The sequence below is a fragment of the Stenotrophomonas geniculata ATCC 19374 = JCM 13324 genome, assembly GCF_001431625.1.
In the GTDB taxonomy this organism is placed as follows: Bacteria; Pseudomonadota; Gammaproteobacteria; order Xanthomonadales; family Xanthomonadaceae; genus Stenotrophomonas; species Stenotrophomonas geniculata.
In genome coordinates this window covers 23,421-39,537 of the sequence record NZ_LLXT01000097.1, presented here as the reverse complement: position 1 = coordinate 39,537, position 16,117 = coordinate 23,421, and the positions used below count along the sequence as shown (strand labels likewise).

Here is a 16,117-nt window from a genome sequence, read left to right as displayed (position 1 = left end):
GTCAGATCCCTTCCGCTGTGAAAGGGCGCTGACCCCGGTTCGCCGGATCAGCCGACGCGGGTCCCGAAGATACGGTCACCGGCATCGCCCAGGCCTGGCAGGATGTAGCCCTTGTCGTTGAGCTGGGCGTCGATGGCCGCGGTGTAGATCTCCACGTCCGGGTGCACGGCCTTGACCGCCTCGATGCCTTCCGGCGCGGCCACCAGGAAAATGCCCTTGATGCGGCGGGCGCCGGCACGCTTGAGCATGTCGATGGTGGCGATCAGCGTGCCGCCGGTGGCCAGCATCGGGTCCAGGATCAGCGCGTCGCGCTCTTCCAGGCGGCCGGTCAGGCGCTCGAAGTAGGGCACCGGCTGCAGGGTTTCCTCATCGCGCTGCAGGCCCACCACGCTGACGCGGGCGGCCGGGATCAGCGACAGCACGCCGCTGAGCATGCCCAGGCCGGCGCGCAGGATCGGCACCACGGTGATCTTGGCGCCCGCAATGCGCTGCACGGTGACCGGGCCGGCCCAGCCGGGCAGGGTGTGCGGCTCGGTTTCCAGGTCGGCGGTGGCCTCATAGGCCAGCAGCGTACCCAGCTCGTTGGCCAGTTCGCGGAAATCCTTGGTGCTGAGCGCAGCGTTGCGCATCAGGCCGATCTTGTGCTGCACCAGCGGGTGGCGCACTTCGACGATCTTCATGGTCGGGAAGGGGAAAAGGAGAGAGGGCGCCATTTTGCCGGATTGGGCGGCCAACCCCAAACCGGGGCCGGAGACGGCCAGCATGAAATGCGCAGGCGCATGTCACGGCCATGCAATCTTGCGGACATACCGTGCAGACCCATTCTTAACAGGAATGGGGATTCCCAGTGCATATCAAGACTCCGTTGGCCGTTGCCATCACGCTGACCCTGGCAATGGGGGCCGCAGCACCGCTGCATGCCGCCGGGCAGCAGGCGGTAGCCGCCACCGGCGCCGTGGCGTCGGACGCGGTCGACCTGGACCGCATCGAAGTGCGCGCCCAGCTCGAATCGCAGATCCGCACGGTCGACCTCAAGCGCAGCAGCGACGCCATCGAAGACGCGGTGTCCTCCGATGCGCTGGGCCAGTACCCGGACAAGAACGTGGCCGAGTCGCTGCAGCGGCTGCCGGGCATCAGCGTCACCCGCGACCAGGGCGAGGGCCGCTTCGTGGTGATCCGTGGCCTGGATGCCAATCTCAACAGCGTCAGCGTGGATGGCATCGCCGTGGGCACGCCGGAGGATTCCAGCCGTGCCGCGCCGTTGGACGTGATCCCGTCCGACTCCACCGAACGCCTGCGCGTGGTCAAGTCGCCGACCCCGGACATGCCCGGTGATGCCATCGGCGGCGCCGTGCTGGTGGAATCGGCCTCGGCCTTCGACCGCGACGGTCGCAGCCTGCGTGGCAAGATCGAAGGCAGCCACCAGCAGTTGTCCGGCGAGACCAGCCCCAAGGCCGCCTTCAACTACAGCGAAGTGTTCAACGACACCTTCGGCGTGGCCCTGGGCGTGAACTACCAGAAGCGGAAGTTCGAGTCGGACAACACCGAAGTGGAGTATGACGGCGAGGATGACGCCGCACCTGGCGACGTCACCGCGATCAACCTGCAGCACCGCAAGTACGAGATCGAGCGCAAGCGCATCGGCGCCAACCTCAACCTCGACTGGCGCCCGAACGAAGACAGCAAGTACTACCTGCGCACGCTGTACAGCCAGTTCGACGATGCCGAAACCCGCCAGCGTGTGATCTTCAACTTCGACGACGCCAAGATGGTCAGGACCGGCACCGACCAGTACCGCCTGGATGGCATGCCGAAGGATTCCATCGACAAGCGCATGCGCTACCGAACCAAGAAGGAAAACACCTTCGCGGCCAGCCTGGGTGGCGAGAACAAGCTGACCAACGCCGTGGTCGACTACAGGGTTGGCTACACCCGTACCGAAGAGCGCGTGAATGACGAGATGGAGGCGCGCTTCAAGCTCAACGGCAAGGCCTTCAACGGCACCCTGGACCAGAGCAGCCGCCTGCCCAGCTACAGCTTCGACAATCCGCAGTGGCTGGACAGCAGCAACTACGCGTTCGACCGCTTCGTGCTTTCGCCCAAGCAGGTGAACGACAAGGAGCACAGCGCGCAGGTCAACGTGCGCTTCGACGGCGACAGCAGCAGCATCAAATTCGGCCTGCTGGGCCGCTGGCGCGACCGCGACGTCAATGTGGATGAGCGCGAACTGCGTGTCGGCCCGAAGGTGGCGCTGTCGAGCTGGAGCACCTCCCCGCCCGAACACCGCCACGGCAACCTGGGTGATGGCATGGATTCGGCCGCGATGCGTGCCTTCTGGGCGGCCAATGGCGGCCAGTACAGTGCCCGCCCGCAGGACGTCGGTGGCAACGCGATGACCTCGCTGGAAGAGGACTACGTGGCCAGCGAAGACATCTTCGCCAGCTATGCGATGGGCACCTGGGATGTGGGCGCGCTGCGCATCATCGGCGGTGTTCGCGTGGAAAACACCCAGTTCAAGGCAGTCGGCAACCAGGTGGACGTGGCCGCCAACGGCCGCAGCTTCACCGTCACCCCGCGCGTGGCCAACAGCAGCTACACCAACGTGCTGCCGGGCCTGCACCTGCGCTATGACGCGGCCGATGACTGGGTGCTGCGCGCCTCGGCCAACAAGACCGTGTCGCGCCCCTCGTTCGGTGACATTTCACCGCGCGTGGGCTACAGCCGCGGTGACGAGGAAGTGCGCCTGGGCAATCCGGAACTGGACCCGTACGAGTCGAAGAACATCGACCTGTCGGTAGAGAAGTACATCGGCAGCAGCGGCATCGTCTCGCTGGGCCTGTTCCACAAGTCGATCGATGGTTACATCGTGGAGACCGTGCGCACCAATGATCCGGCCTACGGCGGCCTGGACGTGACCCAGCCGATCAACGGCCGCAAGGCCACCGTGCGCGGTGCCGAGTTCAACTGGCAGCAGCAGCTGGCCTTCCTGCCGGAGGGCCTGGATGGCCTGCTGGTCGGCGCCAGTGGCACGTGGCTGGATACCGAGTTCGATGCCGGCATCAAGGACCGCCCAGGCGAGGACTTCACCCTGCCGCGCGCCTCCAAGCACGTCTACAGTGCCCACATCGGCTATGAGAAGTACGGTCTGAGTACGCGGCTGGCGGCGGTGTACCGCAGCGAGTACCTGGACAGCATCGGCAAGGGCCGCGCCTTCGACATCTACGTCGCGCCGAACACCCAGCTCGACTTCTCGCTGGACTACAAGTTCACCCCGCGCGTGAGCATGTATCTCGAAGCGCAGAACCTGCTGGACAAGCCGCTTGAGCTGTACCAGGGCACGCGCTCGCGCACCCTGCAGATGGAAGAGTATGGCCGCACCTACGCGCTGGGCCTGAAGGTGGCACTGTGATGGGGCGTCGCATCACTGCCTTGGCCACCGCGCTGGCGGTAGCGCTGGCTGCCGGCTGCACGCCGGCCACCGGCAATGACCCCGCCATGGCCGCGACGTCAGCGAAGGCCAGCGGCGAGCGAGCGGTGACCACCATCGCCGAGGCCTTCCTTTCGCCGATGACCCCGGCTGACAACATCGACTCGCCTGCGGCCTGGCGAGCTCCGGATGGCAGGCTGTGGCTGATCGCCACCGCAAAGGCCACCGACAAGCTGGTGGTCTACGACGGCAGCACCGGCCAGCACCTGCGTGACGTGGGCAGCAGCGGCACCGCACCGGGGCAGTTCGACCGCCCAAACGGCATCGCGGTGATCGACGATCTGCTGTGGATCGTGGAGCGCGACAATCATCGCGTGCAGGTATTGAGCCTGCCGGACTTCGCACCGCTGGCGACGTTCGCTGCGGAGGACCTGCGCAAGCCGTACGGGCTGTGGGTAGACCGCCGCGCCGATGGCTACAGCGTCTACGTCACCGACTCCTGGGACAACGGCGAGGATGCGCAGGGCCGTGACATCCTGCCGCCGCTGGCCGAGCTGGACAAGCGCGTGCGCCAGTATCACGTGACCCGCGATGGTGCGAAGGTCGAGGCGAAGCTCGTCGCCAGCATCGGTGACACCAGCGAAGCCGGTGCACTACGCGTAGTCGAATCGATCTGGGGCGACCCGGATAACGACCGCCTGCTGATTGCCGAAGAGGACGAGAGCTACGCCAGCGAGTTCAAGGTCTACACCCTGTCAGGTCGCTTCACCGGTACCACCTTCGGTCGCGACGTGTTCAAGGCCCAGGCCGAAGGCGTGACCCTGCGCACCTGTGGCAAGGACGGCTGGTGGATCACTACCGAACAGGGCAAGCAGCGCAGCGTGTTCCACCTGTTCGACCGGCATACGCTGAAGCCGGTCGGTGCGTTCCAGGGCAATACCGTGGCCAACACCGATGGCATCTGGATGATGCAGCAACCCAGCGCGCGCTTCCCGCACGGTGCGCTGTATGCCGTGCACGACGACCAGGGCGTGGTTGCGTTCGACTGGGAGAGCATCGCCAAGCAGTTGGCGCTGCCGCTGGAGTGTGGCGCATGAGCGGGCACTGCGTGATGCGTACGCTGGCGCTGAGCTTGCTGCTGGCGTTGCCGTCATTGTCGTTCGCAGCGGCCGAACCGAATACCCAGGTGCCGGCGGGCAGCCGCCACTACGCAGCAACGACGGTACCTGACCGCATCGTCGCCTCGCCGGCGGTCGATCCCAGCCATGGATTCGCTGTCGCCTGGCGTACCGACGGCAGCGTGCAGGCACCGCTGCTGGAGATTGCCCTCGCCGGAGATTCGCCGGCCATCGAGGGCATCCGCCAGGTGCGCGCAACGACCCGTTCGCTACAGACCGAGAATGGTCTGTCGCATCATCATCGCGCCGACATCAGCGGCCTGCAGCCGGATACCCAGTACGTCTACCGCGTGCAGGGCAACGGCAGCTGGAGCGCCTGGAACCAGTTGCGCACACTGGCCGCGGCCGACCAGCCGCTGACCCTGCTGTACTTCGGTGATACCCAGAACAAGAACGTCAGCCATGTCAGCCGGGTAGTGCGCGCCGCGCAGAAGGCCGCACCGCAGGCGCGCATGAGCCTGTTTGCCGGCGACCTGGTCAGCGGCGGCGACAACATGGATGACAGCGAGTGGGGCGAGTGGTTTGCTGCGACCAGCTGGCTGGCGCAGGAAACCCTGGTGGCCCCGGCCATCGGCAACCACGAGTATTTCGAGGAGTTCGAGGACACCCCGCAGGAACGCCGCGTGCTGGGCAAGCATTGGCCGGTGACGTTTGCGCTGCCGGGCAATGGCGCCAGCGCCGCGCAGCAGACCAGCTACTGGTTCGATGCGCAGGGCGTGCGCGTGGCCGTAGTCGATGGCACTTCGGCGCTCGACCTGGGCACCGCCAAGGCACAGGCACAGTGGCTGGACAAGGTACTGGGCGGAAATCCGCAGCCGTGGACCATCGTGCTGCTGCACCAGCCGTTCTACTCGCCGCGCGAAGGACGCGAGAACGCCGCGTTGCGTGACGTGCTGCTGCCGGTGGTACGCCGCCATAACGTCGACCTGGTGCTGCAGGGCCACGATCACACCTATGGTCGCCGTGGTGAAGGGCAGGCCGCGACGCCGCAGTATGTGGTCACCGTGGCGGGGCCGAAGCAGTATCGCCTTTCCGACGAAGCGCGCAGGACGATGGACCCGGTGGCCGAAGACACCCAGTTGTTCCAGGTGTTGAACATCGATCCGCAGCACCTGCGCTATGAAGCACGCACCGTGACTGGCCGTCTCTACGATGCCTTCGAACTGCGCCGTGATGCCAAGGGTGGCAAGCAGCGCACGGAGCTGACCGAAGGCCGCATCACGCCGCGTGACTGCCCGCGCGCGCAGACTGCCAAGGGTCGTGCCGACCGCTGCTGGGAATGAGGACGCACCGATGACCACGCCCCGTCGCATCCTTCCGCTCGCTGCCATCGGCGCCGCCCTGCTGTTGCTGGCCAGTGCAGTGACCGCCGCCGATACCGTGCTGCATCCGTTCCTGGTGGCGCAGCCGAAGCAGGCCCCGCAGGAGGTGAATCTGGCGGTGGAGATTCCGGCCGGCAGCTTCACCAAGTACGAGATCAAGGACGATGGCCTGGTCCATGTGGACCGCTTCCAGTCGATGCCGGTCGCCTATCCGGCCAACTACGGTTCGATGCCGCGCACCCTGGCCGGTGACAACGATCCGCTGGATGCACTGGTGCTGACCCGCGAACCGCTGCATCCGGGCGTGATCGTGCGCTTCCGGCCGATCGGCTACCTGAAGATGATCGACGGCGGCGAGCACGACGAGAAGATCATCGGGGTGCCCACCGACAAGGTTGATCCGAGCTACGCCAACATCCGCGATCTGGCCGATCTGCCGGAGACCGAACGGCAGCGCATCGAGGCCTTCTTCCGGGTCTACAAGGAGCTGCCGGCCGGGCGCAACCCGGTGCAGCTCAACGGTTGGGGCAACGCCGCCGAGGCGCGCGGGCTGATCAGTGAAGCGATGGAGCGATTCAAGCAGTAGACCCACGCCATGCATGGATGGCCGGGCGCGCGCATCTCCTTCACCACCGCTGGCTATCATGTGCGCCTTCCACAACGAAGGCAGTGCCTGTGTCGGTAGCGTTGGTATGGTTCCGCCGTGATCTGCGGCTGCAGGACAATCCGGCCCTGCAGGCCGCGCTGGATGCCGGTCACGACGTGGTGCCGGTCTACATCCATGCGCCGCACGAAGAAGGCGGGTGGGCGCCGGGTGCCGCCTCCGATGCGTGGCGCCACCGTTCACTGGCCGCGCTGGATGCGGACCTGCGCACGCGGGGTTCCTCGCTGGTGCTGCACAGTGGTGACAGCCTGCCGGCCCTGCAGTTGCTGATCGAGCAGACCGGCGCCGGGGCGGTCTACTGGAACCGCAAATACGAACCGGCCACCCAGCCACGCGACGCCACCATCAAGCGCATGCTGCGCGAGCAGGGCATCGACACGCACAGCTGCAATGGCAGCCTGTTGTTCGAGCCTTGGGACATCGCCACCCAGCAGGGCCAGCCGTACAAGGTATTTACGCCGTACTGGCGCAACGTACTCAGTCATTGGCGCCTGCCTTCGCTGCAGGCCGCACCGAAGGCACTGGCGGCACACGCGGTCGACAGCCTCGCACTGGATGATCTCCAGCTGGCACCGACGCTGGACTGGGATACCGGCTTCTGGGAACACTGGCAGCCGGGTGAAGCCGGTGCGCTGGAAGCACTGTCCGTCTTTGAAGATGGTGCCCTGCGCGGGTATCGCGAGCAGCGGGACCTGCCGGACCGTGTCGGTACCTCGCGGCTGTCACCGCACCTGCATTTCGGCGAAATCGCCCCCTGGCGGATTGCCCATGCGCTGGAAGGGCTGCGTAGTGCCGGCACCGACGCCGACATCGACGGCTACCTGCGCCAGCTGGGCTGGCGTGACTTCGCTTACCACCTGCTGCATCACTTCCCGAAGACGCCGACCGACAACCTCAACCCCCGTTTCGATCGCTTCCCATGGGCAACGCCCAGTGACGCGCAGCTGCACGACTGGCAGCGCGGCAACACCGGCGTGCCGATCGTCGACGCCGGCCTGCGCGAGCTGTGGCACACCGGCTACATGCACAACCGGGTGCGGATGATCGTTGCCAGCTACCTGTGCAAGCACCTGCGTGCGCACTGGCTTCACGGCGCGCGCTGGTTCTGGGACACCCTGGTCGATGCCGACCTGGCCAACAACACGATGGGCTGGCAATGGGTGGCCGGGACCGGCGCCGATGCCGCACCGTACTTCCGCGTGTTCAACCCGGTCACCCAGGCCGAGAAGTTCGACCCGCAGGCCCGCTACATCAGCCGCTGGGTGCCCGAACTGGCGGCGCTGCCGGTGAAGGCGCGCTTCGCGCCGTGGCAGCATCCACAGTTGCTGGCGGCGCATGCCCCGGGCTATCCGCGTACGCCGCTGGTGGATCTGGCGGCTGGCCGCGATGCCGCGCTGGCTGCCTACCGGCAGTCAGGAGCGGGGTAAAGTGCGGGTTGAGTGATCCGGTCAGTTAGCTGAACGCGGCCCTGTCGGCGTGCCCGATCATCATTCCGGCATCGCATCGGGCTGTTTATTCTCTTTGCGCCCGCAGGCCGCCGGCCAACCGGAAACCAAGGAGAACCTCATGATCCGCAACACCACCCGCAACGTCGCATTGGCCCTGATGAGTGCGGCCGTCCTGTCGGCCTGCGCCACCGGCGGCTCCTACGTACAGAGTGACCAGTACGGCAACCCGACCGAGCAGCAGAACCGCACCGGCCGCAACGCCCTGATCGGTACCGCCATCGGCGTGGCCGCCGGCCTGCTGACCGGCGACAGCGCCACCGAGCGCCGCCAGCATGCCCTGATTGGTGCTGGTATCGGCGCGCTCAGCGGCGCCGCGGTCGGCCAGTACCAGGATCGCCAGGAACGCGCACTGCGCGAGCGCACCGCCAATACCGGCATCGATGTGCAGCGCCAGGGCGACAACATCATGCTGAACCTGCCGGACGGCATCACCTTCGATTTCGGCAAGTCGACCCTGAAGCCGCAGTTCTATGGTTCGCTCAACGGCGTCGCAGGCACTCTGCGTGACTACAACCAGACCATGATCGAAGTGGTCGGCCACACCGACAGCATCGGCAGCGACGCGGTCAACAACCGCCTGTCGAAGGAACGTGCCGACTCGGTCGCGCAGTACCTGATCGGCCAGGGCGTGCAGAGCGTGCGTATCGAAACGCTGGGCGCCGGCAAGTCGTACCCGATTGCCGACAACAGCACCGACGCCGGCCGCGCCAAGAACCGCCGTGTCGAAATCCGTGTGATTCCGCTCAAGCAATAACGCGTAGCGTTATTGCGATTCCGGCGCAGCCGGAACGGAAATGCCGCCCTTGCAGGCGGCATTTTTGTAGGTGCCGAGCTTGCTCGGCACGCCGATAGCGTTCCCGTTCGCGGCTTCTCCGAACGGCGCCGACCAAGGTCGGCATCTACCGGAAGCCCGGCGCAGCCGGAACGAAAATGCCGCCCTTGCAGGCGGCATTTTTGTGGGTGCCGAGCATTGCTCGGCACGCCGATAGCGCCTGTAGAGCCGAGCCACGCTCGGCTACCTCTTCTGGTAGATGCCAACTTTGGTCGGCGCCGTTCGAAAGGCAGTCGAGCATGGCTATGCCGGTCGTCCTGACCGGCACCCGTCGGGCCGTCGCAAGCGACGTTGGTAGCGGCTCCTGCCGCTACCTTCGACGCTACAGAAAGCGGCATCGCGCGCTCGGGTAGATCTACGCCATGCGTGGATACCCTCGGTCATGCCGCCGAGGCGGCCACCTTCTCCAGGATCCGCTTGCCGCTGCTTTCCAGCGCAGCGTCTTCCTTTTCTTTCTGCTGCTGTGCCAGCTTCGCGCCCGGGCATTGCGCCAGCATGTAGTTGGCGTCGAAGTTGAGCTTCTCGACCAGGAAGTCGACGAACGCACGCACCTTCGGCGAGACCAGGCGGCCACCGGCGAACACGGCGTTGAAGTCCACTTCCGGGCCGGTCCAGCCGGCCAGCACGCGGCGCACCATGCCCGATTCAACGAACGGCTTGGCCATCACGTCGCCGGTCAGCAGCAGGCCTTCGCCGCACACCAGCGCACCATTGAGCGCAGACATGTCGTTTGCGGTCATCAGCGGGGTAACAGGGAAGTCGCGCAGCTCGCCGCCGTTCTCGCCCAGCTGCCAAGTGAAGCGCGGCGAGTTGCCGGTGTGGTACGGCTTGCGCATCGCCAGGATGCGATGGAACTGCAATTCTTCCGGATGCAGCGGCTCGCCATAACGTTCGATGTAGGCTGGGCTGGCGAACACCTGCGTGCGCAGGCTGCCGAGCTTGCGCGCGACCAGATTGGAATCGGGCAAGGCACCCACGCGCAGCGCCAGATCGGCTTCGCCGGCAATCAGGTCCAGCTTCTCGTTGCCCATATGCATGTCCAGGCGGATCTCTGGATACTGGGCATGGAACTGGCCCAGCAGCGGCGCAATCCAGGTGATGCCGATCGAGTAAGGCACAGTGAAGCGCAGCCAGCCACGCGGCCCGGACTGCAACTGGCTCACTGCGCTCTCGGCTTCTTCAAGCTCGCGTGCGATGCGTTGGCAATGTTCGTGATAGATCGAACCGGCTTCGGTCAGGCCGAGGCGGCGCGTGGTCCGGTGCAGCAGGCGCGCACCCAGGCGCGTCTCCAGTTCCTGCACCTTGCGGCTGACCGTGGTCTTGGGCAGGCCGAGCGATTTGGCAGCGGCAATGAAACTGCCTTGCTCGACCACTTTGACGAAGATCAGCGTCTCGTTGAGATCGTGGGACATGGTCTGGGATCCTGGACGTCGGGGATGGGACAATCGTGACAGAACGATTGGACCGGGAGCGGGATGATTATTCCCCTTAATCAGGACTAATCAAGTAAAGGTTTGAGGTCTATCGTGGCGCCATTCGTTAATTGGAGCCCGTCCGCCATGAGCCTGCGCAACATTCTTGCCCGTCTCCGGAACGCCGGCCAGAGCAGCCTGGACCTGGCAATGACCGTTGAAGTCCGCCCGAGTTCCTTGGTACACAAGGACTTTCGTGAGTTTACCGCGCCCATGCGTCAGCAGCGTGGCGGTGCCATCCGCCTGGTCCCGCACAAGGGCGACCGGCTGCGTCGAATCGGGACTATCCCGGATTTGGGAGGAAATGTCCCGTGAATGGGATGCTGACGCCCGAAGTCCTGGTCCTCGGCGGCACCGGTGCCGTCGGCCAGGGCGTGGTTGGCGCATTGCTGGAAGCCGGCAGCCCGGTGCTGGTGGTCGGTCGCGATCCGGGCCGGCTGGCGGCGCTGCATGAGCAGTTCGCCGACGAGCCGGGCCTGGAGACGCTGCTGGGTTCGCTCAGCGATGACGGCTCGGCGCGCGCACTGGCCGAACGCATCGCGCATCGCCCGCGTCCGCTGGCCGCCGTGATCGCCGCAATGGGTGGTCCTTACCGTCGCGGCCGGGTGACCGACCGCAACGGCGATGAACTGCTGGGCGCGATGCAGGCCGACCTGATGCCGCACGTGCACGCGGTGCGTCACCTGCTGCCGCTGCTGCAGGACAACGTGCACGCACGACGCTACGTGATGATCGGCAGCCCGGCCAACGCCAAGCCGTGGGCGGGCTACGGCGAGACCTCGATTACCACCGCCGCGCTGCGCATGTACGCGCAGGTGGTGCACCAGGAAGCGCAGGCGCTGGGCGTGCGCGCGCAGATGCTGGAAGTCTGCAGCCCCGTCTGTACCCCGGCCAACGCGGCCAATGCCTGCATCGAGTGGCCCAGCTCGCTGCTGGTCGGCCGTCGCGTGGTCTCGCTGCTGGATGGTTGCCGCGACAACCGCGCCATCGTCCGCTGTGACAGCAGCGATGCCGAACTGCCGCGCGGCCTGCTGCACTTGGAAGTTCCCCCTTTGTGGCGCGATACCGCAGGCGTCGCTTGACCTCGACCATGGTTGAGGTCGCAGTATGCGGCGCCGATTTTTGCAACACGTTCTCATCTAGCTGTACCACCCCTCCGTACGGATGCATGCCATGACTTCCCCCAATACCACCCCACATCGTTTCGGCCATCGCATCGCGATGGTCGGCGTGTCGATCCTCGCCGCGGCCGTGCTGGCGGCCTGCAGCGGCGGCCATGCCGAAGAAGCCGGTGCACCGCCTCCGCCGCAGGTCAGCGCAGCGCCGGTGCTGGTCAAGCAGGTCAGCCAGTGGGACGAATTCAGCGGCCGCGTCGAAGCGGTACAGAGCGTTGAACTGCGTCCGCGCGTGTCCGGCTACATCGACAAGGTCAACTACGTCGAAGGCCAAGAAGTGAAGAAGGGCGAAGTGCTCTTCACCATCGACGCGCGCAGCTACCAGGCCGAGTACGATCGCGCTGCCGCAGAACTGGCCCGTGCCCGCACCCAGGCTACGCTGGCCCGCAGCGAGTCCGAGCGTGCCAAGCGCCTGTCCGAGCAGCAGGCGATCTCCACCGAGACCGCCGAACAGCGTCGTGCGGCGGCCGACCAGTCCGGTGCTGCGGTGCAGGCCGCGCAGGCAGCGCTGGACGCGGCCCGGCTAAACCTGGAGTTCACCAAGGTGCGCGCACCGATCGACGGCCGTGCCGGCCGCGCGATGGTCACCGCTGGCAATCTGGTTACCGCCGGCGACAGCGCCAGCGTGCTGACCACGCTGGTCTCGCTGGACACGGTGTTCGTCTATTTCGATGCCGACGAGAGCACTTTCCTGCGCTACGCCCAGATGGCGCGCAAGGGCGAGCGCCCGAGCGAGCGGGACAGCGAGCTGCCGGTGAAGGTCGGCCTGTCCGGGGAAGAGGGCTATCCGCACTCGGGCAAGGTCGATTTCCTCGACAACCAGGTGGCGCGCAGCACCGGCACCATCCGCGTCCGTGCGCTGCTGGACAACGCCGACCGCCAGTTCACGCCGGGCCTGTTCGCCCGCGTGCAGCTGCTCGGCAGCGGCCAGTTCCAGGCCCTGCTGATCGACGACAAGGCCGTGCTGACCGACCAGGACCGCAAGTACGTCTACGTGGTCGACAAGGATGGCAAGGCCCAGCGCCGTGACATCCAGCTCGGCCGCACCGCCGATGGCCTGCGCATTGTCGAGCACGGCCTGGCCGCCGGCGACAAGGTGATCATCGACGGCGTGCAGAAGGTCTTCATGCCGGGCATGCCGGTGCAGGCCAAGGCCGTGGCGATGCAGCCGCAGGCTGCGCCGGCACCGGGCCGTGATGCCACCGCTGCGCTGAACCACTGATCCGCCCGCTCCTGATCCGCGTCCCCGCTTAGCTGCCGGCGCCAGCGGCAGCCTTCCGTGCCTTCGTCATATCGACGAGGGGCAGGGTGGCTGTTGCCCGCCGTCGGCCTTTCCCAGGAATTCCTCCATGGACTTTTCCCGTTTCTTCATCGACAGGCCGATCTTCGCGGCGGTGCTGTCGATCGTGATCTTCGTCGCAGGCCTGATCACGATTCCGATCCTGCCGATCAGCGAGTACCCGGAAGTGGTGCCGCCGTCGGTGGTCGTGCGTACGGTGTATCCGGGCGCCAACCCCAAGGTCATTGCCGAGACCGTCGCCACGCCGCTTGAAGAGGCCATCAACGGCGTCGAAGGCATGATGTATCTGAAGTCGGTTGCCGGCTCGGACGGCGTGCTGCAGATGACCGTCACCTTCCGCCCGGGCACCGACCCGGACGCGGCGGCGGTGAAGGTGCAGAACCGCGTGGCGCAGGCACAGGCACGCCTGCCCGAGGACGTGCGCCGGCAGGGCGTGACCACGCAGAAGCAGTCACCGACCTTCCTGATGGTGGTGCACCTGACCTCGCCGCAAGGCAAGTACGACACCCTGTACCTGCGCAACTACGCGCGCCTGCACGTCAAGGATGCGCTGGCGCGTATTCCGGGCGTGGGTGACGCGCAGATCTTCGGCGGTGGCGACTACGCCATGCGCGCCTGGCTGGACCCGGACAAGGTGGCTTCGCGCGGCCTGACCGCCAGCGACGTGGTGCGCGCCATGCGCGAGCAGAACGTGCAGGTGTCGGCCGGCCAGCTTGGCGCCGAACCGCTGCCGGACAGCAAGTTCCTGACCCTGATCAACGCCCAGGGCAGGCTGAAGACCGAAAAGGAATTCGGCGACATCGTGCTCAAGAGCGGCACCGATGGCGAGATCGTGCGCCTGTCCGACGTGGCCCGCCTGGAACTGGGTGCCGGTGACTACACCCTGCGCTCGCAGCTGGACGGCAAGAACGCGGTCGGTATCGGTATCTTCCAGTCGCCGGGTGCGAACGCGCTGGAAATCCGCGACCAGGTCATCTCGACGATGGACGAGATGCAGAAGACCATGCCGGCCGACGTGAAGTACGAAGCGGTGTATGACACCACCATCTTCGTGCGCGATTCGATCAAGGCTGTGGTCTCCACGCTGCTGGAAGCCATCGCGCTGGTGGTGCTGGTGGTGATCCTGTTCCTGCAGACCTGGCGTGCCTCGATCATCCCGTTGATCGCGGTGCCGGTGTCGGTGGTGGGTACCTTTGCCGCGCTGTACCTGCTGGGCTTCTCGATCAACACGCTGAGCCTGTTCGGCCTGGTGCTGGCGATCGGCATCGTGGTCGACGACGCGATCGTGGTGGTGGAGAACGTCGAACGCAACATCGAGGAAGGGTTGTCGCCCACCGCCGCGGCTCACCAGGCCATGCGCGAGGTCTCCGGCCCGATCGTGGCGATCGCGCTGGTGCTGTGCGCCGTGTTCGTGCCGATGGCGTTCCTGTCCGGTGTCACCGGCCAGTTCTACAAGCAGTTCGCGGTCACCATCGCCATTTCCACGGTGATCTCGGCGATCAACTCGCTGACCCTGTCGCCGGCCCTCGCCGCGCGCCTGCTGAAGGCCCACGGTGCCCCGAAGGACGGCCCGAGCCGCCTGATCGACCGCCTGTTCGGTTGGGTGTTCCGTCCGTTCAACCGCTTCTTCAAGTCCAGCTCGGAGAAGTACGAGCGTGGCGTGGCCCGCATCCTCGGCCGTCGTGGTGCGGTGTTCGTGGTCTACGCGATCCTGCTGGTCGGTACCGGCGTGATCTTCAAGCTGGTGCCGCCGGGCTTCATCCCGACCCAGGACAAGCTGTACCTGATCGCCGGTGTGAAGCTGCCGGAAGGCTCCTCGATCGCGCGTACCGATGAAATGTTGCGCAAGGTCGCCAAGATCGCCCAGGAAACCGATGGCGTGGCCCACACCATCTCGTTCCCGGGCTTGAACGCGCTGCAGTTCACCAACACGCCGAACACGGGTGTGGCGTTCATTCCGCTCAAGCCGTTCGCCGAGCGCCATGGCCGCACTGCCGCGCAGATCAACGCCGAGATCAACCAGAAGATCGCCGGGCTGCAGGAAGGCTTCGCCTTCGCGATGATGCCGCCGCCGATCCTCGGCCTGGGCAACGGCAACGGCTACCAGATGTTCATCGAGGACCGTGGCAACCTGGGTTACGGCGCGCTGCAGAATGCCGTACAGGCGATGCAGGGCACCGTGGCGCAGACGCCGGGCATGGCATTCCCGATTTCCAGCTACCAGGCCAATGTGCCGCAGCTGGATGCCGAGGTCGACCGCGTCAAGGCCAAGGCGCAGGGCGTGCAGCTCACCGAACTGTTCGACACCCTGCAGACCTACCTCGGTTCGGCCTACGTCAACGACTTCAACCAGTTCGGCCGTACCTGGCAGGTGATCGCCCAGGCCGACGGTCCGTACCGCGAGACGGTCGAGGACATCGGCAAGCTGCGCACCCGCAACGACCGCGGCGAGATGGTGCCGATCGGTTCGATGGTCACCATCAAGCAGACCTTCGGCCCGGACCCGGTGCTGCGCTTCAATGGCTATCCGGCGGCTGACCTGGCCGGTGAAGCCGACCCGCGCCTGCTGTCCTCCGCCGAGGCGATGAACAAGCTGACCGAGATCGCCGGCAAGGTGCTGCCGGTGGGCATGACCACCGAATGGACCGACCTGAGCTACCAGCAGGCAACCCAGGGCAAGGCGGCCTTCATTGTCTTCCCGGTGGCGATCATGTTGGCCTTCCTGGTGCTGGCCGCGTTGTACGAGAGCTGGTCGCTGCCGCTGGCGGTGATCCTGATCGTGCCGATGACCCTGCTGTCCGCGCTGTTCGGCGTGTGGTTGACCGGTGGTGACAACAACGTGTTCGTGCAGGTCGGCCTGGTGGTGCTGATGGGCCTGGCGTGCAAGAACGCGATCCTGATCGTCGAGTTCGCCAGAGAGCTGGAGATGGGCGGCAAGGGCATCGTTGAAGCGGCATTGGAAGCCTGCCGCCTGCGTCTGCGCCCGATCGTGATGACCTCCATCGCCTTCATCGCCGGCACCGTGCCGCTGGTGCTGTCGCACGGTGCAGGCGCCGAAGTGCGCTCGGTGACCGGTATCACCGTGTTCGCCGGCATGCTGGGCGTGACTCTGTTCGGCCTGTTCCTCACCCCGGTGTTCTACGTGGCCCTGCGCAAGTTCGTCACCCGCAACGGTGGTGGCCAGCTGGTGCAGCACGGCGAGCCGACCATCCACCACTGATATGGAACCCCGTCGCCGC

The 16,117-nt window shown here is 66.0% G+C and carries 12 protein-coding genes; 10 read left to right on the top strand and 2 right to left on the bottom strand.

Going from position 1 to position 16,117, the window contains the following annotated elements; all coding sequences use genetic code 11:
* Positions 1 to 47: 47 nt before the first annotated feature.
* Complete coding sequence (gene upp / locus ARC63_RS08965) at positions 48 to 680, bottom strand: uracil phosphoribosyltransferase (RefSeq protein ID WP_004153184.1); 633 nt, start codon at positions 678 to 680, stop codon at positions 48 to 50.
* Between the two features lie 215 nt (positions 681 to 895).
* Here upp and ARC63_RS08960 point away from each other — a divergent pair, with 215 nt between their 5' ends.
* The 6 genes from ARC63_RS08960 (at position 896) to ARC63_RS08935 (ending at position 8,853) form a co-directional block, all read left to right on the top strand.
* Positions 896 to 3,409, top strand: a complete 2,514-nt coding sequence (locus tag ARC63_RS08960) for a TonB-dependent receptor (RefSeq protein WP_425513174.1) — start codon at positions 896 to 898, stop codon at positions 3,407 to 3,409.
* On the top strand, positions 3,409 to 4,524 hold the full coding sequence (locus tag ARC63_RS08955; RefSeq protein ID WP_057503071.1) for an NHL repeat-containing protein: 1,116 nt from the start codon (positions 3,409 to 3,411) through the stop codon (positions 4,522 to 4,524). The genes ARC63_RS08960 and ARC63_RS08955 overlap by 1 nt, the downstream gene beginning before the upstream one ends.
* A 14-nt stretch (positions 4,525 to 4,538) precedes the next feature.
* Positions 4,539 to 5,888: a purple acid phosphatase family protein gene (locus tag ARC63_RS08950; RefSeq protein ID WP_224329389.1), complete on the top strand. Its 1,350-nt coding sequence runs from the start codon at positions 4,539 to 4,541 to the stop codon at positions 5,886 to 5,888.
* Between the two features lie 10 nt (positions 5,889 to 5,898).
* Positions 5,899 to 6,513 carry an inorganic diphosphatase gene (locus ARC63_RS08945; protein WP_057503070.1) on the top strand — a complete coding sequence of 205 codons (615 nt, stop codon included), beginning with the start codon at positions 5,899 to 5,901 and terminating at the stop codon, positions 6,511 to 6,513.
* 89 nt (positions 6,514 to 6,602) lie between these two features.
* Positions 6,603 to 8,018 (top strand): cryptochrome/photolyase family protein, encoded by a 1,416-nt coding sequence (locus ARC63_RS08940; RefSeq protein ID WP_057503069.1) that lies wholly within the window; start codon positions 6,603 to 6,605, stop codon positions 8,016 to 8,018.
* A 139-nt stretch (positions 8,019 to 8,157) separates the two neighbouring features.
* Entirely contained in the window at positions 8,158 to 8,853 is a 696-nt protein-coding gene (locus ARC63_RS08935) for a YiaD family glycine zipper/OmpA-like lipoprotein (RefSeq protein WP_010484399.1), read from the top strand.
* 458 nt (positions 8,854 to 9,311) lie between these two features.
* Here ARC63_RS08935 and ARC63_RS08930 read toward each other — a convergent pair whose 3' ends face one another.
* Complete coding sequence (locus ARC63_RS08930; protein WP_005409107.1) at positions 9,312 to 10,343, bottom strand: LysR family transcriptional regulator; 1,032 nt, start codon at positions 10,341 to 10,343, stop codon at positions 9,312 to 9,314.
* A gap of 147 nt (positions 10,344 to 10,490) precedes the next feature.
* On the opposite strand from ARC63_RS08930, the gene ARC63_RS08925 reads away from it, so the two are divergent.
* The 4 genes from ARC63_RS08925 (at position 10,491) to ARC63_RS08910 (ending at position 16,098) form a co-directional block, all read left to right on the top strand.
* Complete coding sequence (locus ARC63_RS08925) at positions 10,491 to 10,718, top strand: hypothetical protein (RefSeq protein WP_010484401.1); 228 nt, start codon at positions 10,491 to 10,493, stop codon at positions 10,716 to 10,718.
* Positions 10,715 to 11,485: an SDR family NAD(P)-dependent oxidoreductase gene (locus ARC63_RS08920; protein WP_019338346.1), complete on the top strand. Its 771-nt coding sequence runs from the start codon at positions 10,715 to 10,717 to the stop codon at positions 11,483 to 11,485. Before ARC63_RS08925 ends, ARC63_RS08920 begins: the two co-directional genes overlap by 4 nt.
* 91 nt (positions 11,486 to 11,576) lie before the next feature.
* On the top strand, positions 11,577 to 12,800 hold the full coding sequence (locus tag ARC63_RS08915) for an efflux RND transporter periplasmic adaptor subunit (protein ID WP_010484405.1): 1,224 nt from the start codon (positions 11,577 to 11,579) through the stop codon (positions 12,798 to 12,800).
* Positions 12,801 to 12,927: 127 nt separating this feature from the next.
* Positions 12,928 to 16,098 (top strand): efflux RND transporter permease subunit, encoded by a 3,171-nt coding sequence (locus tag ARC63_RS08910; RefSeq protein WP_057503068.1) that lies wholly within the window; start codon positions 12,928 to 12,930, stop codon positions 16,096 to 16,098.
* Positions 16,099 to 16,117 lie beyond the last annotated feature (19 nt).

Bases quoted from the DNA above. Each gene is read 5' to 3' on its own strand.
- upp (WP_004153184.1), bottom strand. From the start codon at position 680: ATGAAGATCGTCGAAGTGCGCCACCCGCTGGTGCAGCACAAGATCGGC.
- ARC63_RS08960 (WP_425513174.1), top strand. From the start codon at position 896: ATGGGGGCCGCAGCACCGCTGCATGCCGCCGGGCAGCAGGCGGTAGCC.
- ARC63_RS08955 (WP_057503071.1), top strand. From the start codon at position 3,409: ATGGGGCGTCGCATCACTGCCTTGGCCACCGCGCTGGCGGTAGCGCTG.
- ARC63_RS08950 (WP_224329389.1), top strand. From the start codon at position 4,539: ATGCGTACGCTGGCGCTGAGCTTGCTGCTGGCGTTGCCGTCATTGTCG.
- ARC63_RS08945 (WP_057503070.1), top strand. From the start codon at position 5,899: ATGACCACGCCCCGTCGCATCCTTCCGCTCGCTGCCATCGGCGCCGCC.
- ARC63_RS08935 (WP_010484399.1), top strand. From the start codon at position 8,158: ATGATCCGCAACACCACCCGCAACGTCGCATTGGCCCTGATGAGTGCG.
- ARC63_RS08930 (WP_005409107.1), bottom strand. From the start codon at position 10,343: ATGTCCCACGATCTCAACGAGACGCTGATCTTCGTCAAAGTGGTCGAG.
- ARC63_RS08925 (WP_010484401.1), top strand. From the start codon at position 10,491: ATGAGCCTGCGCAACATTCTTGCCCGTCTCCGGAACGCCGGCCAGAGC.
- ARC63_RS08915 (WP_010484405.1), top strand. From the start codon at position 11,577: ATGACTTCCCCCAATACCACCCCACATCGTTTCGGCCATCGCATCGCG.
- ARC63_RS08910 (WP_057503068.1), top strand. From the start codon at position 12,928: ATGGACTTTTCCCGTTTCTTCATCGACAGGCCGATCTTCGCGGCGGTG.